Origin of the sequence: Vreelandella aquamarina (assembly GCF_020075495.1) — a bacterium.
Lineage (GTDB): Bacteria > Pseudomonadota > Gammaproteobacteria > Pseudomonadales > Halomonadaceae > Vreelandella > Vreelandella aquamarina_A.
In genome coordinates this window covers 195464-214416 of record NZ_JABYQT010000004.1, presented here as the reverse complement: position 1 = coordinate 214416, position 18953 = coordinate 195464, and the positions used below count along the sequence as shown (strand labels likewise).

14 protein-coding genes are annotated in these 18953 nt (G+C 63.2%); 9 read left to right on the top strand and 5 right to left on the bottom strand.

Annotation, left to right across the window (positions count from 1 at the left end):
• Nucleotides 1-270: 270 nt before the first annotated feature.
• The 6 genes from HW452_RS08510 (at nt 271) to HW452_RS08485 (ending at nt 8109) form a co-directional block, all read left to right on the top strand.
• A complete protein-coding gene (locus HW452_RS08510; RefSeq protein ID WP_224105679.1) occupies nt 271-1248 on the top strand; it encodes a dipeptidase in 978 nt (325 codons plus the stop codon).
• A gap of 64 nt (nt 1249-1312) precedes the next feature.
• A complete protein-coding gene (locus HW452_RS08505) occupies nt 1313-1846 on the top strand; it encodes a DUF5943 domain-containing protein (protein WP_224105678.1) in 534 nt (177 codons plus the stop codon).
• Nucleotides 1847-1856: 10 nt separating this feature from the next.
• A complete protein-coding gene (gene dgcA / locus HW452_RS08500) occupies nt 1857-3929 on the top strand; it encodes a dimethylglycine demethylation protein DgcA (protein ID WP_224105677.1) in 2073 nt (690 codons plus the stop codon).
• An 82-nt stretch (nt 3930-4011) separates the two neighbouring features.
• The gene (locus HW452_RS08495; RefSeq protein WP_224105676.1) at nt 4012-6033 is read left to right on the top strand and encodes a (Fe-S)-binding protein; all 2022 of its coding nucleotides are present in this window, start codon (nt 4012-4014) and stop codon (nt 6031-6033) included.
• The gene (locus HW452_RS08490) at nt 6030-7310 is read left to right on the top strand and encodes an electron transfer flavoprotein subunit alpha/FixB family protein (protein WP_224105675.1); all 1281 of its coding nucleotides are present in this window, start codon (nt 6030-6032) and stop codon (nt 7308-7310) included. Before HW452_RS08495 ends, HW452_RS08490 begins: the two co-directional genes overlap by 4 nt.
• On the top strand, nt 7300-8109 hold the full coding sequence (locus HW452_RS08485; RefSeq protein ID WP_224105674.1) for an electron transfer flavoprotein subunit beta: 810 nt from the start codon (nt 7300-7302) through the stop codon (nt 8107-8109). The genes HW452_RS08490 and HW452_RS08485 overlap by 11 nt, the downstream gene beginning before the upstream one ends.
• Nucleotides 8110-8201: 92 nt before the next feature.
• On the opposite strand, the gene HW452_RS08480 is transcribed toward HW452_RS08485, so the two are convergent.
• From HW452_RS08480 to HW452_RS08470, 3 genes are all read right to left on the bottom strand, one after another.
• Nucleotides 8202-9089: a DMT family transporter gene (locus HW452_RS08480; protein WP_224105673.1), complete on the bottom strand. Its 888-nt coding sequence runs from the start codon at nt 9087-9089 to the stop codon at nt 8202-8204.
• Nucleotides 9090-9173: 84 nt separating this feature from the next.
• Nucleotides 9174-10913, bottom strand: coding sequence for a sodium:solute symporter family protein (locus tag HW452_RS08475; protein ID WP_224105672.1), 1740 nt, complete (start codon nt 10911-10913; stop codon nt 9174-9176).
• Nucleotides 10914-11060: 147 nt separating this feature from the next.
• The gene (locus HW452_RS08470; protein WP_224105671.1) at nt 11061-12638 is read right to left on the bottom strand and encodes a BCCT family transporter; all 1578 of its coding nucleotides are present in this window, start codon (nt 12636-12638) and stop codon (nt 11061-11063) included.
• A 196-nt stretch (nt 12639-12834) separates the two neighbouring features.
• On the opposite strand from HW452_RS08470, the gene HW452_RS08465 reads away from it, so the two are divergent.
• Nucleotides 12835-13068, top strand: coding sequence for a hypothetical protein (locus tag HW452_RS08465; protein WP_224105670.1), 234 nt, complete (start codon nt 12835-12837; stop codon nt 13066-13068).
• 70 nt (nt 13069-13138) lie between these two features.
• Here HW452_RS08465 and HW452_RS08460 read toward each other — a convergent pair whose 3' ends face one another.
• Nucleotides 13139-14425 (bottom strand): aromatic ring-hydroxylating oxygenase subunit alpha, encoded by a 1287-nt coding sequence (locus HW452_RS08460; protein WP_224105669.1) that lies wholly within the window; start codon nt 14423-14425, stop codon nt 13139-13141.
• Nucleotides 14426-14790: 365 nt separating this feature from the next.
• Here HW452_RS08460 and HW452_RS08455 point away from each other — a divergent pair, with 365 nt between their 5' ends.
• On the top strand, nt 14791-15897 hold the full coding sequence (locus tag HW452_RS08455; RefSeq protein ID WP_224105668.1) for a hybrid-cluster NAD(P)-dependent oxidoreductase: 1107 nt from the start codon (nt 14791-14793) through the stop codon (nt 15895-15897).
• Between the two features lie 86 nt (nt 15898-15983).
• Here the strand turns inward: HW452_RS08455 and fdhA are convergent, their stop codons facing one another.
• A complete protein-coding gene (gene fdhA / locus HW452_RS08450) occupies nt 15984-17171 on the bottom strand; it encodes a formaldehyde dehydrogenase, glutathione-independent (protein WP_224105667.1) in 1188 nt (395 codons plus the stop codon).
• Between the two features lie 427 nt (nt 17172-17598).
• Between fdhA and glyA the strand changes: the two genes are divergently transcribed.
• Entirely contained in the window at nt 17599-18927 is a 1329-nt protein-coding gene (glyA, locus tag HW452_RS08445) for a serine hydroxymethyltransferase (RefSeq protein WP_224105666.1), read from the top strand.
• Nucleotides 18928-18953 lie beyond the last annotated feature (26 nt).

Genomic DNA, 18953 nt, shown 5'->3' with positions numbered 1-18953 from the left:
TGCCGACACACGGGCTGCCCAAAAGGCAGCCCTGTTTCATTGAGCCATCTGCCTGCTGACACTCCCTGCATGCATACCTCACGCCGCTGCTTCTTGCCGTGACTTTTGATGCCCTTTTTCTTTTGTACCGCTTAACTCTTCGCGCCGCCACAGTGGCAGCGAGCGCTTTTCACACGATGACGCTTTTGGAATTTCCGTCGTCGTTTCCAAGCGCAGACCGACCTCACCTCAGCGCTATGCTCCCCACATAAACAATACCGGAGCCTCGTTATGACCCCTGCTGAATTACACCAAGACGCCATCGTCATCGACGGTCTGATCATCGCCAAATGGAACCGCGAGCTCCTGGAAGACATGCGCCGGGGCGGGCTGACCGCGGCCAACTGCACCGTCTCGGTATGGGAGGGTTTCAAGGCGACCGTCGACAACATCGTGGCCTCCAACAAGCTGATGGAGGAGTGCAGCGACCTGGTCCGCCCGGTGCGCACGACTCGCGACATCACCCGCGCCAAGGAAGAGGGCAAGACCGGCATCATTTACGGGTTCCAGAACGCCCACGCCTTCGAGGACCAGATCGGCTACGTGGAAGTGTTCAAGCAGCTCGGCGTGGGCATCGTGCAGATGTGCTACAACACCCAGAACCTGGTCGGCACCGGCTGCTACGAGCGCGACGGCGGTCTTTCCGGCTTCGGGCGCGAGATCGTCGCCGAGATGAACCGCGTGGGCATGCTGTGCGATCTCTCCCACGTCGGCGCCAAGACCTCCGAGGAAGTCATTCTCGAGTCCAAGAAGCCGGTGTGCTACTCCCACTGCCTGCCCTCGGGTCTCAAGGAGCACCCGCGCAACAAGTCCGATGAAGAGCTCAAGTTCATCGCCGACCACGGCGGCTTCGTCGGCGTGACCATGTTCACCCCGTTCCTCAAGAAGGGCGTCGACTCCACCATCGACGACTACTGCGAGGCGATCGAGTACATCATGAACATCGTCGGTGAAGACGCCATCGGTATCGGCACCGACTTCACCCAGGGCCATGACCAGAACTTCTTCGAGTGGCTGACCCACGACAAGGGCTACGCACGGCGCTTGACCAACTTCGGCAAGATCATCAACCCGGAAGGCATCCGTACCATCGGCGAGTTTCCCAACCTGACCGAGGCGCTCTTGAAGCGCGGCCTGAGCGAGTCCCAGGTGCGAAAGATCATGGGCGAGAACTGGGTGAGAACCCTCAAGGACGTATGGGGCGAATAAGCGCCTGACGCCACCTTTTTGAACATCTGTTTTTTTAACAAGTACAAGTGCAAGGAATACGACCGTGACCAAGACCGCCCCTGAACTCCCGATTGAAGTCGATAGCGAAACCGGTATCTGGACATCCGACGCGCTGCCGATGCTGTACGTCCCGCGCCACTTTTTCGTCAACAACCACATGGCCATCGAAGAGGCGCTGGGCGCGGAAAAATACGCCGAGATTCTCTATCACGCCGGCTACAAGAGTGCCTGGCACTGGTGCGAGAAAGAGGCTGAACTCCACGGGCTTGAAGGCGTGGACGTGTTCGAGCACTACATGAAGCGCCTCTCCCAGCGCGGCTGGGGGATTTTCACCACCGAAGAAATCGACCTCGACGCCGGTACCGCCAAGGTGCGCCTGGAGCACAGCGCCTTCGTTTATCAGATGGGCAAGGTGAACCGCAAGATCGAGTACATGTTCACCGGCTGGTTCGCCGGCGCCATGGACCAGATCCTGGCGGCGCGGGGAAGCGAGCTGCGCACGGTCGCCGAGCAGACCCAAAGCGGCGCCGAAGAGGGCTGTGATCACGGCCTGTTTGTTGTCACGCCCAAGCACTGAGGTCATCGCCATGGCATTCGAGGCACTGTTCAAGCCGATCCAGATCGGCAGTCAGACGATTCGTAACCGCGTGGTAAGTACCGCCCACGCCGAGGTGTACGCCACCGATGGCGGCATGACCACTGATCGTTACGTCAAGTATTACGAAGAGAAGGCCAAGGGCGGCTGCGGGCTTTGCATCTGCGGCGGCTCATCGATCGTCTCCATCGACAGCCCCCAGGGCTGGTGGAGCTCGGTGAATCTATCCACCGACCGGATCATTCCGCACTTCCAGAACCTGGCGGATGCCGTGCACAAGCATGGCGGCAAGATCATGATCCAGATCACCCACATGGGCCGCCGTTCGCGCTGGGATGGATATGACTGGTCGACGCTGTTATCGCCGTCCGGTATTCGTGAGCCGGTACACCGCTCGACCTGCAAGACCATCGAGGTCGAAGAGATTCACCGTATCATCCACGACTTCACCCAGGCTGCGCGCCGGGCGAAGGAGGGCGGGCTTGACGGCGTGGAGCTTTCCGCCGTGCACCAGCACCTGATCGACCAGTTCTGGAGCCCGCGGGTCAACAAGCGTACCGACGAATGGGGCGGCACGTTCGAGAACCGCATGCGCTTCGGCCTGGAAGTGCTCAAGGCCGTGCGCGCCGAGGTGGGCGACGATTTCGTGGTCGGCATGCGCATCACCGGCGACGAGTTCCACCCGGACGGCCTGACCCATGAGGACATGAAGCAGATCGCCGCCTACTACGACGCCACCGGCATGGTCGACTACTTCGGTGTGGTGGGCTCTGGCTGCGATACCCACAACACGCTTGCCAACGTCATTCCCAACATGTCGTTTCCGCCGGAACCCTTCCTGCACCTGGCGTCGGGTATCAAGGAAGTGGTCAACGTGCCGGTCATTCATGCCCAGAACATCAAGGACCCCAACCAGGCCCAGCGTATTCTGGAAGGTGGCTATGTGGACCTGGTCGGCATGACCCGCGCGCACATCGCCGACCCGCACATCATTGCCAAGATCAAGAATAACCAGATCGACCAGATCAAGCAGTGCGTGGGCGCCAACTACTGCATCGACCGCCAGTATCAGGGCCTCGACGTGCTGTGTATCCAGAACGCCGCGACCTCCCGCGAGTACATGGGTCTGCCGCACATCATCGAAAAAACCGAAGGCCCCAAGCGCAAGGTAGTCGTCGTGGGTGGCGGCCCGGCGGGGATGGAAGCTGCCCGGGTGTGCGCCGAGCGCGGTCACGACGTGACGCTGTTCGAAGCAGGCGAGCAGATCGGCGGCCAGATCACCATCGCCTCGAAAGCGCCCCAGCGCGACCAGATCGCCGGTATCACCCGCTGGTACCAGCTGGAACTCAACCGTCTCGAGGTGGACCAGCGCCTGGGGACCCGGGCGGACGAAGCGACCATCCAGGATCTGCGCCCGGACGTGGTGATCCTTGCCACCGGCGGGCGGCCGTTTCTCACCCAGGTGCCGGAGTGGGGCTATGACGCCGATACCGACAAGAGCCTCGTGGTCAGCACCTGGGATATTCTCGAAGGCCGCGTGGAACCCGGCAAGAACGTGCTGATCTTCGACACCATCTGCGAGTTCTCCGGCGTCTCGGCGGCGGACTACCTGGCCGACAAGGGCGCTAAAGTCGAGATCGTCACCGACGATATCAAGCCCGGGGCGGCGGTGGGCGGCACCACCTTCCCCACCTACTACCGAAGCCTGTACGAGAAAGAGGTGATCATGACCTCGGATCTCGCCCTGCACAAGGTGTACCGCGAAGGCGACTCCCTGGTGGCGGTGCTCGAGAACGAGTACACCGGCGCACTCGAGGAGCGGGTGGTGGATCAAGTGGTAGTCGAAAACGGCGTGCGCCCGGACGAGACGCTCTACTACGCCCTGAAAGAGCGTTCGCGCAACAAGGGCCAGACCGATATCGAAGCGCTCTATGCGATCAAGCCGCAGCCCTGTCTGCAAGAACCCGGCGAGGGCTTTGCCCTGTTCCGCCTGGGCGACTGCACCGCGCCACGCAACACGCACGCCGCCATCTATGACGCGCTGCGGCTTTGCAAGGACTTCTGACAATAACGCTGTAAGCTGAACGTCATGGGCCGCCCGGCTCATGACGTTTTGTACTTACGGTGTCTCTGAGAGGAGAGACGCCATGCTCGATACCCTTCTGCCGATACTGCTGTTTTCCGCGCTTCTGCTTGCCGCCATCGGGGCCGTGCGCCGGGTGCGCCTGTGGCGTCAGGGGCGCCCCTCTTCCGTCCCCGTGATCAAGGGCTTGATGCAGGTTCCCCGGCGCTACCTGGTGGATCTGCACCACGTCGTCGAACGCGACAAGTACATCTCCCACACCCACGTGGCCACCGCCGGCGGCTTCGTGCTCGCGGCACTCCTTGCCATCGTCGTGCACGGCTTTGGCCTGCAAAGCGCGATTCTTGGCTGGGTGCTGCTGGCGGCCACCACCAGCATGTTCATCGGCAGCCTGCTGGTTGCCAAGCGCAGAAGTCCGCCCCCTTCACGCCTCTCCAAGGGTCCGTGGATGCGCCTGCCGAAAAGCCTGATGGCGTTCTCGCTGGGCATGTTCGCGGTCACCTTGCCCACCGCCGGTATTCTGCCGGAAGGCGTGTTCCAGAGCGGGCTTGGCTGGATCGCCGCACTCGTGCTGGCCGCGGTCATCGTCTGGGGCCTGGGCGAAATGTTCTTCGGCATGACCTGGGGTGGGCCGATGAAGCACGCCTTCGCCGGTGCGCTGCATCTCGCCTTTCACCGCCGCCCGGAGCGTTTCTCCGATGGAACGGGCGGTGAGCACCGCTCGACCGGCCTCAAGGCGCTGAAACTCGATGACGACAACGCCAAGCTCGGCGTGGAGAAGCCCGCGGACTTCACCTGGAACCAGCTGCTGGGGTTCGATGCCTGCGTGCAGTGCGGGCGCTGCGAGGCGATGTGCCCGGCCTTTGCCGCCGGCCAGCCGCTCAACCCGAAAAAGCTGATTCAGGACATGGTCGTCGGCATGGCCGGCGGCAGCGATGCGAAGTACTACGGCTCGCCCTACCCCGGCAAGCCCGTGGGTGAGCACGAAGGCCACCCGCATGGGCCCATCGTCGCCCGTCAGGGCACCTCGCTGGTGGACCCGGAAACGCTCTGGTCCTGCACCACGTGCCGCGCCTGCGTCGAGGAGTGCCCGATGATGATCGAGCACGTCGATGCCATCGTCGACATGCGCCGCTTTCTGACCCTGGAGCACGGCAACACCCCCAACAAGGGCGCCGAGGTGCTCGACAACCTGATCGCCACGGACAACCCTGGCGGCTTCGACCCGGATTCGCGGCTGCACTGGGCGGCGGATCTGAACCTGCCGCTGATGGCAGACAAGCAAGAGGCCGACGTTCTTCTGTGGCTGGGTGACGGCGTGTTCGACATGCGCAACCAGCGCACCCTGCGCGCCTTCATCAGCGTGCTTCGGGCAGCAAACGTCGACTTCGCCGTGCTGGGTAATGAAGAGCGCGACAGCGGTGACGTGGCGCGGCGCCTGGGCGATGAAGCCACCTTCCAGACGCTGGCCCGTCGCAACATCCAGACCCTGAGCCGCTACCGCTTCGCGCGCATCGTCACCTGCGACCCGCACAGCTTCCACGTGCTCAAAAACGAGTACGGCGAGCTGGGCACAGCGCAGACGCCCGCTGATTATCACGTGCAGCACCACAGCACCTATATCAGCGAGCTGGTCAGCGCGAACAAGCTCACCTTCAAGGCCTGGAAAGGCGGCAGCGTGACCTACCACGACCCTTGCTATCTCGGCCGCTACAACGGCGAGTACGAGGCCCCGCGCGACGTATTGAAGGCGCTGGGCATCGAGATCAAGGAGATGGCCCGCTCCGGCTACCGCTCGCGCTGCTGCGGCGGTGGCGGCGGCGCGCCGATCACCGACATTCCCGGCAAGCAGCGTATCCCTGACATGCGCATGGAGGACGTGCGCGAAACCGGCGCGGATCTCGTCGCCGTGGGCTGCCCGCAGTGTACCGCCATGCTCGAAGGCGTGGTGGAGCCGCGCGCCGGCATCAAGGATATCGCCGAGCTGGTCGCCGATGCGCTGATCATCGAAACACCCGCCGACCAGTCCCCCCAACGTCAGCAGGCGCCTGCGGCACCGCGCCCTGCCCTGGAGGTAGCGTCATGAGTGATCTGATTCGCCGCGATCCGCGCAAGGAGTGGATCGCGCGTAACCGTCTGCACCCACAACATCAGGATGTACTCGCCGAACAGGGCGGCGGCACTAAAGCCTTCGAGTGGATGGGCCCCAACGGCGTGATGCGCAAGAATCCCCATGCGGTCGGCTTCATCGGCCCTAACGGAGTGCGCCGTATCGATCGAAGCGGCGCGCAGCAGGCAGCTCAGACGCCGGGGCGCAGTGCGGAGACCAAGGATACGCGCCAACGCATCACCATCGATCAACCCGCGTTCATGGTCGCGGTGGTGCCGGACATGGCCGGCGGGCGCCTGTCATCCCACGACCGTGACCTGCTTGGGCTGGCACGCCAGCTGGCCGATGCCGACCCAAGCCAGCCCGGCGCGGTACTCGCCGTGGTGTTTGGCGAACACAAGGAAACCGCGTTTGGCGAGGCGGGAGCCGACCGACTGCTGCATCTGGAAGGCGAGCGCTTCTCGGGCTACCTGCCGGAACTCAAGGTGGCCACCTTGCAGGGTATCGAGCGTGAGGTCGCGCCGCGCTTTTGGCTGCTGCCCGACTCCACCCTCGGCGGCGGCGAGCTGGGCCGGCGCCTGGCCGCACGGCTTGGCGAGCGCCCGGCGGCGCAGGTCTGGCAGGTGGAAAACGCAAGCGCAAGCCCCACCGGCTGGCGCTGTACCGCCCGCGGCGCCGCTGGCCGCGACGATATCATTCGCGCTCTGCCCCGCGTGGTGCTGGCGCTTGCCGAGTGCGCCGACCCGGTCAGCGAAACCCGCCATGCCGCCGAGCCCATCAGCCTCTCCCAGGGGCTGCCCGACGTTCTGGGCCGCATCGAAGACCTGGGCGAAGTGGCAGTGGACCCAGCCAGCGTCTCACTGGCAGAAGCCGAGTTCATTCTCTCCGCCGGTAACGGTGTGAAAGAGTGGGAGGGCTATCACCACGCCGCTGAAGTGCTCGGCGCCACCAAGGGTGCCTCGCGGGTGGCGGTGGACGACGGCTACATGCCGCGTGACCGCCAGGTGGGCGCCACCGGCACCTGGGTTTCCGCTCGTGTCTACGTGGCGGTGGGTATCTCCGGCGCCATCCAGCACCTTCAGGGCATTCAGAGCTGCGAGAAGGTCGTGGCCGTCAACCTCGACGAGGGCTGCGACATGGTCAAGCGCGCCGATCTGGCCGTGATCGGCGATGCCAGTGCGGTGCTCGCCGCCCTGGTCAAACGCGTCGAACAGTACCGTGCCGAGCAGCAGGAGAACCGCAATGCCGCATAATGCCACATCATCCACGCCGGGCGGGCTGAACGTCGCCGTGCTGGTCTCGATAGGCCGCCACCCGTTGACCGCCCGCACACGCCGCGCCGACCAGGATGCCCGGGCGGTGGAAATGGCGCTGACGCTGGACGGCGCCTCGGTCAGCCTGATCCACGCCGGCCAGCAAGAGCGCGAGCACGAAGAGGCCCTTCGCGGCTACCTGGGCATGGGGATCGATACCGTCAACCTGATCCAGCAGTGCCCTCAGGCCGATGTCGTGCCAGCCCTGGCCGATGCGTTGCGCCAAGGCGCCCCGCAGCTGGTGCTGAGTGGCGCCCGCGCCGAAACCAATGAAGCCTCCGGCGTTCTGCCCTATCTGCTGGCCGAAGCACTGGGCTGGCCGATCATCACAAACCTCGCCGCGGTCGAGAAGGTCGAGCAGGGCATGGCCACGGTGCTACAGGCCCTGCCCCGCGGCAAGCGTCGTCGTCTGCGCATTCGCCTGCCGGCGATTGCCACCGTGGACAGCAGCGCTCCCGCCGCGCGCCAGAGCGCCTTTGGCCCGGCCAGACGGGGGGCGCTGGAACACCTGGATGCGGCCAGCGACATCGACGAAGCGCTGGCCGCCTGGCAGGTACAGCCGGCGCGCAAACGGCCCAAGCGGCTCAAGATCGTCAAGTCCTCCTCGGCGCGCGACCGCTTCAAGGCCGCCGCCGCCAAGGCCGATGGCGGCGGTGGGCAAACGCTAACCGACGTCACCCCGGAGCAGGGCGCCGAGGCGATCTTCAAACTGCTCAAGGAGGAAGGGGTACTGCGTTAGGTAAGCATTGCCTCTGGTGATATTGCCTCTGGTGATATTGCTTCTCGGCCCGCCTGACCGGCGGGCCTTCTTTTACTATTTCCCTACAGCTACTATTTTCCCACAACCCCCGGATAGAGCCGCAGACGCTGCCTTTCCCGGTGCAGGCCGAGCCCGGCGTGCACCACCAGCACGGTGATGACCATCACTCCGCCCGCCAGAGTCGAGGCACTCGGCTCCTCGCCCAGCCACCACCACACCCAGAGCGTGCCCAGCGCGGTTTCCACCAGGTAGAAAAGCGCCACTTCCGTCGAAGGCAGATAGCGCGTGGCGCTGTTGATCAGCACGGTTGCCAGCGGCATCTGGACAAGCCCCATCACGGCCAGCACCCCGAAACGCGGGGCATCCAGCGCAAAGGGCGTGGCCAGCGGCCACGCAATCGCCGCCGACAGAAGCCCGCCGCCGGCGATGACGATGATGCGGTCGATCTCCGGGTAGCGGCGCAGCACCGTGAGATTGCCACCGATTGCCAGCGCCGCGGCCAGCGCATACAGGTTACCCACGAGCATACCCGCCGCGCCCTCGCCTAAAAAGACCAGCCACATGCCCAGCATGCAAAGCGCGATCGCTACCAGCGTGCGCAGCGCGACCCGCTCGCCGAGAAACACCCGCGAGAAGATCGCGGCGAACAAGGGGGCGGTACTCAGAATTACCACCACATTGGCCACATTGGCGTTCACCACTGCCAGCACGAACAGCGTCGAGATCATCCCCAGCAGCGTGGCCGACACCAGCGAGGCAAACGGGCGCAGGCGCAGCGTCGCCAGACGCCGCCCATTCAGGGCAAAAAGCCCCAGCACGCAGAACATCAAGAAACCGCGCCAGAACACGATGGTAAAACCATCGGTATCGGCCAGGCGAACCAACAGGCCGTCGAAGCTCAAGAGCACCACGCCCAATATCACGATCATCAGGCCGCGTTGGTAAATGCTGAGCTGCATGCTTGACTCCCTTTCAATAAAAAAGCAGCCGCCCGCTACAAGGCGGGCGGCTTGAAGGCCCCGAAAACGGCCGCTCTTGCAGCCTTACGAGGTGACGGGCCGTGCCAGATGCGCCTGCTGATGAGGGCGAACCAGCCAGAAGCCCACGGCACCGGCTATCAATAACATGGCGCCACAGCCAATGGCCAACCCGTAGGCCCCCTGCACGGCGTCGCCACTTACACCAAACGATGCGGCCAGCCCCTCAAGCGTGACCGCGTACTGGTGCCACAGGAACACTCCGATGGCGACCCCGGAGAGCATGGTGCAAAACGCGATCAACCGCGTTCCCGTCACCCAACCCGCCACTGCCTCGGCGTCGAAGGTATGCAGAAACGCCCGGTACTCGCGCTCGGCCTGGGTCACACGGGTGGCACAAGAGGCCAGCATGATCGCGACCAGCGCCATCAGTGTGCTCAGCAGCACCGGATGCAGATAGACCGGAAGGGCGAGCCACTCGACCTGAACCATCAGCGAAATGGCCACGTTGCCAGCAAAGCCCACCGCCAGACCCCAGGCAGCACCCGCGGCGGTGATGCGCTTGCTCCAGATGCTCAAAAGCGCCACCGGCCCCCAGGAGGAGGCAAAGAGCGTGGCGGCGAACCACACCACCGACATCACCGCCGGCGGCTGGAAGAGCGCCAGCATCAGCGCGGCAAGCCCCGCGGCAAGCACTGCCAGCCGGCTCTTGCGCATCGCCGAGGCCTCGTCCTTCGAGGCGCTCAGAATGTCGTTGGAGATGCTGAAGCCGATGATCGACAGAAACGTCGAGCACGACGAGAGCCCGGCGGCGAACACGCCGGTCAGAATCACGATCCCAAGCCAGGTCGGCAGCACGTTGAGCGCCACCCAGATCATCGAGCGCTCCGGGTCGAGCGTGGCGTCGTACAGATTGATCGCCGCGCCGGTCATCATCATCAGCGCGTAGAACACCGCCAGCGCCACGGCGGTCAGCATTGCCGAGCGCATCACCACGTGCTCGTTGCGCGCCATCAGGTAGCGGCTCGACTGCCAGGGGCTCGCCGCCAGCACCGCCGCCCAGACAAGCCCCAGGGTCACGCCCCAGGTCAGCGCCTCGCCGGGCGTCGAGAATGCAGCGTCCGGGCCTTCCAGCACGCCGTGCCACAGCGCGATATCCGGCCGGTCGGTCTGGGCCAGAAGCCCCTCGACCACGCCGCTGAAGCCGCCGAGATCCTGAATCACGTAGATCGAGCCGCCGATGGCGGCCAGCGAGAAGATCACGAACATGATGGTGTCGGTGAGCATGACGCCGGGCGAGCCCGAGTAGAGAATGAAGCCGGTGTAGGTCGCCCACACCAGTACCAGCCCCACCCAGTAGGGCATGCCGGTGAGCTCTGAAAACATGATGCCCGCACCCTGCATGACGCCCAGAAGATACGCGCCCAGGCCGATGATGGTGGTCACCCCGGCGATCATCTGCACCCGGCGCGAGGCGAAGCGCCTGCCGAAGAACTCCGGCACCGTGCGTGCCCCGCTGCGGCGCAGGTAGCGCCCAAAGACCAGCGCGCCCAGCAGACACCCCGAGGTGCTGAGTGCCGCAAAGATGAGCATCACGAACGGGTAGCCCTGATAGGCAAAGCCCGTTTCGCCGAGAAAGGCGCTGGTACTCAGGTAGCTTGCCACCAGCGTGCCCAGAATGAAGAAGGTGGGCGCATTGCGTCCGGCCACCAGATAGTCGTCCAGGCCCTTGACGCGCCGTCCGGCCAGATGCCCGATGATGAAATAGCCAATCAGGCTCAGCAGAATTGCGATGGTGTAAATCATTGAAATAGCCGTGAAGTTATTGATGTTATGTAGCCACGAACGGGTATCGTCAGCGTGTATGGACAGCGTGGAATGCAGCACACGACACGCTAGCGATACCCCCAAGGGGCGCCCTCGCGGGTGCCCCTTGAGCACAGCAGGCCTTGTTTATCCGGCCATCCGTGGCGTGGCGTCAAGCGTACGCCACTCCCGATGAAGCCCCTTGTAAAGGCTGAAGCACATCAACAGCAGCACCAGCGTGAAGGGAAGCCCGGTGGCCACGGCCCCGGCCTGCAGGGCGCTCAACGCGGTGCTGCCCCCACCGTAAAGCAAGACACCGGCAATCACCCCTTCGAGCGCGGCCCAGAACACCCGCTGACCCTTGGGCGCATCGGTCTTGCCGCCGGCGGTGATGCTGTCGATCACGAGCGACCCGGAATCCGACGAGGTAATGAAGAATACCAGCACCAGCACGATGGCAAGCGTCGAGGTGATACCGGTCAATGGCAGCTGCTCGAGCATGTGGAACATGGCCAAAGAGACATCGGAAATGCCGTTAGCCAGCTCGCCCACTCCGTTTTCCGCCTGAAACAGTGCCGTGCCGCCAAACGCGCTCATCCATACCAGCGTGACCAGCGTGGGTACCAGCAGCACCGCAATCAGGAACTCGCGCACCGTGCGCCCCCGGGATACTCGCGCGATGAACATGCCCACAAACGGTGACCAGGAGATCCACCAGGCCCAGTAGAAGATGGTCCAGCCGTGATACCAGGTGTCGTCATCGCGCCCGATCCAGTTCGACAGTGGCAGCAGGTGGCTGGCGTAATCCATTGCCGTGCTACCGATACCGGTGAGAATCAGAAGCGACGGCCCGGCGGCGATCACGAACAACAAAAGCGCGGCGGCGATCACCATGTTGATGTTGGAAAAGAGCTTCACCCCGCCGTCGAGACCGCGCCAGACCGAGATCAGCGCAATCACCGTGACCACGACGATAATCGCAAGTTGCGTGCCGATGGTATTGGGAATACCGAACAGATAGGCAAGGCCGCTTGAGGCCTGGGTGGCGCCGAAACCCAGCGAGGTGGCCAGGCCAAAAATGGTCGCCAGCACGGCCAGGATATCGATGATATGCCCCGCCCAGCCACGAGTGCGCTCGCCGAGAATCGGGTAGAACGCCGAGCGCAGCGTCAGCGGCAGCCCCCGGTTATAGGCAAAGAACGCAAGCGATAGCCCGACCACGGCATAGATCGCCCAGGGGTGGAGCCCCCAGTGGAACATGGTTGCGCCCATGGCGGAACTGGCCGCTTCCGGCGTGTTGGCTGCCACGTTCAAGGGCGTGCCGTACCAGTCGGTGTAGTAGGCCACCGGCTCCGCCACGCTCCAGAACATCAGCCCGATGCCCATGCCCGCGGCAAACAGCATGGCGAACCAGGAGATGCGCGAGTACTCCGGCCTGGCGTTCTGGCCGCCGAGGCGAATCCGCCCCATCGGCAGCACGATCAGCAGCAGACAGAAGATGACGAAGACGTTGCCCGCGATCATGAACAGCCAGTCGAAGTGCTCGATCGACCAGTTCTTGGCGAGATTCAACTGGGTATTGGCCGCGTCCGGGTAGACCAGCGCATAGAGTATGAACAGCAGAATGGCGAGTGCGGAGAGTGGAAAGACGGGGTTATGAAAATCCAACCCCATGACCTGCTTGTTATCCTGACCCGGGGTCAGGATAGGATCCTCATGGTCCATAGGTTGCCCTCATTGTTTTTTTATTGGCCGCGATGCGCCAGGTCGGCGGATACGACCTCTGGAATTCTTGGACGAGACGCCAGAACGCAGTTGTTCAAAACCGACCTGCACGTAGCTAAAGCCGCGTGAGCCGCTCTGTTTTCGACGTGGGACAGGTACACTGGCCCCTCGACCACTACCGGAGGAGAGTGCCGTCATGATGATCGTCGAACTGATTGATGGTGATGATTTTCGAGCGCGGCTGAGTGCCCTGGGCATCGACCTGCCAGACGATGCCGATCCCGACACGAGCGCGAGAATCGCCGCCGAGACTCATCAGGCGCAGGGCGTTGAAGGGTTACCGGAAACGGTGAGTGAGCTGATGAATCAAAAGGATATTCTGCTGCCGGCGGTACGCCAGGCCATCGAGCGCTTTCTGTCCGCCGGTTAACTGCTGACGTTTCCGGCCTCAGCGTTTACCCAAGCGTGGCTGGCCCTGCCGGGCCAGCCAGTCATTGCACCTAGCCTTTTGCCAGCTGCAGCGAGACGCTCTCGCCGCTCAGGTTCGTGAGCATGCGCTCGGCGTACCAGTCGATGAAATCGATGACCCCAAACTCGTAGGTTTCTGAGTACGGACCTGGCTGGTAGGCCTTGGAGTTGATGCCGCGCTGGTTCTCCTCGGCAAGCCGACGATCCTGATCGTTGGTGGCATCCCATACCCGGCGCATGTTTTCCGGATCGTAATCCACACCCTCGACCGCATCCTTGTGCACCAGCCACTTGGTGGTGACCATGGTCTGCTGCGGGCCCAGCGGCAGCACGCGGAACACGATGGAGTGATCACCCATGAAGTGGTTCCAGGAGTTGGGCAGGTGCAGGATGCGCAGCGACCCCATGTCCGGACTGGTCAACCGGCCCATGAGCTTGCTGCAGGCGGGCTTGCCGTCCATGGTCATGGAAACGACCCCGTCCAGAAGCGGCGTACGGGTCACGCGGTTGCGCTTGCCGAAGCGCTTGAGCTGCCAGGGCACCTGCTCGCCGTTCCAGTCGCTTTGCTTGCGCGCGACCAGATCCTTGTACTTGTCCGTGGCACGCGGGTCTTCGGTATCGTCGAACTCCATCAGCGAGTTGAGAAGCTCCGGGTGCGAACCGTTGCAGTGGTAACACTCGCGGTTGTTCTCGATCACGAGCTTCCAGTTGGCCTGCTCGACGATGCTCGACTCCACCGCCACCTTGACGTTGTCCATCTGGTAGGGCTCGAGGTAGTGCTCGAGTGTGACCAGGAAGTCGTCGATGGCCGGCGGGTTGTCGGAGAGGTTGATGAACATGAAGCCGCCGGCAGTGCGCACGGCGACGGGCTTCAGGCCGAACTGGTTGAGATCGAAATCGGCGCCCATTTCGCTGCCGGCGAACAAGAGCCGCCCATCGAGTTCGTAGGTCCACTGGTGGTAGGGGCAGACGAGCTTGGCGACCTTGCCCTTGTTCGTGGTGCAAAGCCTCGAACCACGGTGGCGGCAGACGTTATGAAACGCGTGGATCTGGCCCTCGCCACCGCGCACGATCACGATGGGGTTGTCACCGATCTCCAGGGTCATGAAGTTGCCCTTGGCGGGGATCTCGCAGCTCATGCCCGCGAACAGCCACTCCTTTTCGAAGATTTCCTGCATGTCCAGCGTGAAAAGTCGTGCATCGTTGTAAAACGGCTGAGGCAGAGAGTAGGTGCGCGCCCGGGACTCGAGCATCTCGACCGTCGCTTCACGCATGGCGGCCAGTGGGTCGTCGAGCGTGTAATCCATCGTCTTGTTCATACCAGATATCCTTTTAAAGCCGTCTCCCTTGCTCAGGGCGGCGACAGAGTCGTTGACCAAACGTAATTGTCTTGTTGTTGAATTGCGTCACCTGGCGATTGTCTAGGACGCTCAGCGCTTGCTACTGGTTGTTGGATTGTGGTGCAGGGCTCTTGAGGAGAATTATCTGCCCACGACACTATGTAGCGTGGCGGCGACGAGAAACGCGGTTTCCACCAACTCGGCGGTGAAGCGAGGCAAGTGCGTGTCGCTGACAGGCAAGCTGGCCCGCAAGCGCGTACCCAGAATGCAGATCAAGGTGCTGGACCGTGCAGCAGGACGGGCCGGTGAAGGCAACGCGAAAGCACGGCCATATCGAGATAATCATGACAACAAACTTCTTCAACCCCGTCACGACCCAGACCTGGACCAACGGCCGTCACCACGTGCGGTGTGTCAAGGTCATTCAGGAGACCTGGGACGTTCGCACCTTCTGCTTCATGGCTGAACAGCCGGTGATGTTCTTCTTCAAGCCGGGGCAGTTCGTGACCCTAGAGCTCGAGATCGACGGTCAGCCGGTGATGCGCTCCTACACGATCTCGAGTTCGCCCTCGATTCCCTACAGCTTCTCGATCACCGTCAAGCAGGTGCCGGGCGGCCAGGTTTCCAACTGGCTGCACGCCAATCTCAAGGTGGGCGACGAGCTGGTGGTTCACGGGCCGGTGGGCAACTTCAACTCCATCGATTTCCCCGCCGACAAGGTGCTGTTTCTCTCCGGTGGGGTGGGCATCACACCCTTGATGTCGATGACCCGCTGGTTCTTCGACACCAACGCAAGCGTCGATGTCGAGTTCATTCACAGCGCCCGCGCGCCGCGCGACGTCATCTATCACCGCGAACTGGTGCACATGTTCTCGCGCATCCCCGAGTTCAAGCTGCATATCGTGTGCGAGAAAAAGGACGATATCGGCGAGGCCTGGGCGGGCTATCGCGGCTTTCTGACCCAGCCGATGCTCGAGATGATGGCGCCGGACTACCTCGAGCGCGAGATCTTCTGCTGCGGCCCGGTGCCCTACATGAACGCCATCAAGGCGATTCTGCGCGCCAACAACTTCAACATGGAGCACTATCACGAGGAGCTGTTCGGCGCGACCCCGGCGGACGTCAAGGAGGATGTGCTGGAGCTTGCCGAGCAGGCAGAGGTGGAGGCGGAACTCGCCGAACCCGAGGAACTGCTCAACGTCGAGTTCGCCCAGTCGAACAAGAGCGTGCGCATCCAGCCCGGTGAAACCGTGCACGCCGCCGCGGCCAAGCTCGGCCTGCACATTCCCAAGGCCTGCGGCATGGGCATCTGCGGCACCTGCCGGGTGGAGCTCAAGTCCGGCGAGGTGGAGATGGAGCACAACGGCGGTATTACCGACGAGGATATCGAAGAGGGCTACATTCTCTCCTGCTGCAGCCGTCCGAAAGGCGACCTGGTGATCGATTTCTAGTACGGCTCTCCCGACCTCTTCTACAAGAACACCGGCCTTCGCCGGTGTTCTTTTTGGTAGCTTATTGGTCGATACGCCAGCTGAGATCAGGCGGCGCCGAGAAGCCCGTGCGGGTCGAGCACAAACTTGCTCGCAACGCCCTTATCGAACTGCTCGTAGCCCTGGGGTGCGTCCTCGAGCGAGATGACCTGGGCGTTGACGATCTCGGCGATGTTCAGGCGTCCGTGCAGGATCGCCTGCATCAGCTGGCGGTTGTACTGCACTACCGGGGTCTGGCCGGTGTGGAAGGAGAGCCCTTTCGCCCAGCCCTTGCCAAAGCGCAGGCTCAGACTTCCCGTTTGCGCCGCCTTTTCCGCCGCGCCCGGGTCTTCGGTCACGTAAAGCCCCGGAATACCGATAGAGCCGCCTTCGCGGGTCACGTCCATCATCTGGTTGAGCACCACCGCTGGCTGCTCCTTGCCGCTATGGCCCACCGCCTCGAAGCCTACCGCGTCGATGGCGCTGTCCACGCTCGGCTCGCCGACCACCGCGGCGATCATCTCGCCCAGGCGGTCGTGGCTGTTCAGATCGATCGGCACGAACCCCATCTTGCGCGCGTGCTCGAGGCGGTCCTTGTTGAAATCGCCGATCATGACCACGGCCGCACCGAGAAGGCGCGCCGAGGCCGCTGCGGCCAGGCCCACCGGGCCGGCGCCGGCGACGTAGACTGTGGAACCTGCGCCGACGCCGGCTTTCAGGGCACCGTGGAAGCCGGTCGGCAGGATGTCGCTCAGCATGGTGAGATCGCGAATCTGGCTCATCGCCTGGTCGCGGTCCGGGAACTTCAAAAGGTTGAAGTCGGCGTAGGGCACCATGACGTAGTGCGCCTGGCCACCGACCCAGCCGCCCATGTCGACGTAGCCGTAGGCGCCGCCGGCGCGGTCGTCGTTGACGTGCAGGCAAAGGCCGGTATGGCCTTCCTTACAAGTGCGGCAGCGCCCGCAGGCGACGTTGAACGGGACCGACACGATGTCGCCGATCTGGAGGAACTCGACGCCCTTGCCCTTCTCGATCACCTCGCCGGTGATCTCGTGACCCAGCACCATGCCCTTCGGGGCGGTGGTGCGTCCGCGCACCATGTGCTGGTCGGAGCCGCAGATGTTCGTGGAGACCACTTTCAGTATGACGCCGTGATCGATGGGCTTGCCGTTGGGCGTCTCCATCTTCGGGTAGGCGATATCCTGAACCTCGACCTTGCCTTCGCCGATATAAACAACACCACGATTGCTGGACATGCAGAATCCTCTCTGTCGGGCGCTGGCGCAGTCTCGAAGAGATTATCTCGACGACCTTGGCGATCACTGCGCCGGCATCATTATTGTTGACTCACGTGTGCCTCGAGCTGGCGTATTCAAGGCGCCTGCAAGAAGCGCTTCCTGTCAGCAGGCCAACGAAAAAACATCAACCTGTTGCCGCAGCATGACCCACCGGGGCGGGGCGTGATTACTCATAAACGACGCTGAACAATAGCTGGGCGACGCCTTGCAAAGCCCTGCAAAAATTTGGCGTCGATGTCGCAAATACGCCGAGCGGTGACGTCGGCAAGCATCTTGGGGGGGAGTCCCGGCGATACTATCGCGGCAGGATAGCGTCGGTCGGTGACGCAAGGACCGATGCTGACAGACTCTCAGATCGAACAAAGCGACTAGCCCGGAGCACCCGATGTCACATAACAATTTTTTTTCTGATGCCCGCTTGGCCAACTACGACACGGCCCTTGCCTCGGCCATTGCTGAAGAAACAGCGCGTCAGGAAGCGCATATCGAACTGATTGCTTCCGAAAACTACACAAGCAAGCTGGTGATGGAAGCCCAGGGCAGCCAGCTGACCAACAAGTACGCCGAAGGCTACCCGGGCAAGCGCTACTACGGCGGCTGCGAGTTCGTCGACAAGGTCGAGCAACTGGCCATCGAGCGCGCCTGCAGCCTGTTCGGTGCCAACTTCGCCAACGTGCAGCCGCACTCCGGCGCCCAGGCCAACGCGGCGGTATTCATGGCGCTGGTCAGCCCCGGCGACACCATTCTGGGCATGAGCCTGGCCCACGGCGGTCACCTGACCCACGGCGCCGCGCCGAACTTCTCCGGCAAGCACTACAACGCCGTTCAGTACGGCCTGGTCGAGAGCACCGGCGAGATCGACTACGACGAAGTCGAGCGTCTGGCCCGCGAGCACAAGCCGAAGATGATCATCGCCGGCTTCTCCGCCTACTCCCGTGTCATCGACTGGCGCCGGTTCCGCACCATCGCCGACGAAGTGGGCGCTTATCTCATGGTCGACATGGCCCACGTCGCGGGCCTGGTCGCCGCTGGTCTCTACCCGAGCCCGCTGCCCTACGCTCACGTGGTCACCACCACCACTCACAAGACGCTTCGCGGACCCAGGGGCGGTCTGATCCTCTCCGCCGAAGGCGACGAGGCGATCCACAAGAAGCTCAACGGCGCGGTGTTCCCGGGCCAGCAGGGTGGGCCGCTCATGCACGTCATCGCCGCCAAGGCCGTGGCCTTCAAGGAAGCGATGAACCAGGAGTTCGTCAACTACCAGCGCCAAGTGATCGCTAACGCCCGCGCCATGGCGAAGGTGTTCATCGAGCGCGGCTTTGATGTCGTCTCCGGCGGCACCGACGACCACCTGTTTTTGCTCTCGCTGATCAAGCAGGGCGTGACCGGCAAGGATGCGGATGCCGCCCTTGGCCGCGCTCACATCACGGTCAACAAGAACAGCGTGCCCAACGACCCGCAAAGCCCCTTCGTCACCTCGGGTCTGCGTATCGGCACCCCGGCGGTGACCACGCGCGGGCTGGGTGAAGCCGACTGCGAGCAGCTCGCCGGCTGGATCTGCGACATTCTCGACGTGCTGGCCGACCAAAAAGACACCACCGACATCGAGAACCAGGTACGCGACAACGTTGCCGACCTGTGCGCGCACTACCCGGTCTACGGTCAGGCCCAAACCCAGGCAACGCCGGTCGAAGACGACGCCACCGTCGCGTAACGATCCAGGCCCGCGGGCTCCACGGA

What these genes read in the sequence shown, in the direction of transcription:
- HW452_RS08485 (WP_224105674.1), top strand. Translation starts at nt 7,300, where the DNA reads ATGCCGCATAATGCCACATCATCCACGCCGGGCGGGCTGAACGTCGCC.
- HW452_RS08460 (WP_224105669.1), bottom strand. Translation starts at nt 14,425, where the DNA reads ATGAACAAGACGATGGATTACACGCTCGACGACCCACTGGCCGCCATG.
- HW452_RS08480 (WP_224105673.1), bottom strand. Translation starts at nt 9,089, where the DNA reads ATGCAGCTCAGCATTTACCAACGCGGCCTGATGATCGTGATATTGGGC.
- HW452_RS08475 (WP_224105672.1), bottom strand. Translation starts at nt 10,913, where the DNA reads ATGATTTACACCATCGCAATTCTGCTGAGCCTGATTGGCTATTTCATC.
- glyA (WP_224105666.1), top strand. Translation starts at nt 17,599, where the DNA reads ATGTCACATAACAATTTTTTTTCTGATGCCCGCTTGGCCAACTACGAC.
- HW452_RS08470 (WP_224105671.1), bottom strand. Translation starts at nt 12,638, where the DNA reads ATGGACCATGAGGATCCTATCCTGACCCCGGGTCAGGATAACAAGCAG.
- dgcA (WP_224105677.1), top strand. Translation starts at nt 1,857, where the DNA reads ATGGCATTCGAGGCACTGTTCAAGCCGATCCAGATCGGCAGTCAGACG.
- HW452_RS08495 (WP_224105676.1), top strand. Translation starts at nt 4,012, where the DNA reads ATGCTCGATACCCTTCTGCCGATACTGCTGTTTTCCGCGCTTCTGCTT.
- HW452_RS08490 (WP_224105675.1), top strand. Translation starts at nt 6,030, where the DNA reads ATGAGTGATCTGATTCGCCGCGATCCGCGCAAGGAGTGGATCGCGCGT.
- HW452_RS08465 (WP_224105670.1), top strand. Translation starts at nt 12,835, where the DNA reads ATGATGATCGTCGAACTGATTGATGGTGATGATTTTCGAGCGCGGCTG.
- fdhA (WP_224105667.1), bottom strand. Translation starts at nt 17,171, where the DNA reads ATGTCCAGCAATCGTGGTGTTGTTTATATCGGCGAAGGCAAGGTCGAG.
- HW452_RS08510 (WP_224105679.1), top strand. Translation starts at nt 271, where the DNA reads ATGACCCCTGCTGAATTACACCAAGACGCCATCGTCATCGACGGTCTG.
- HW452_RS08455 (WP_224105668.1), top strand. Translation starts at nt 14,791, where the DNA reads ATGACAACAAACTTCTTCAACCCCGTCACGACCCAGACCTGGACCAAC.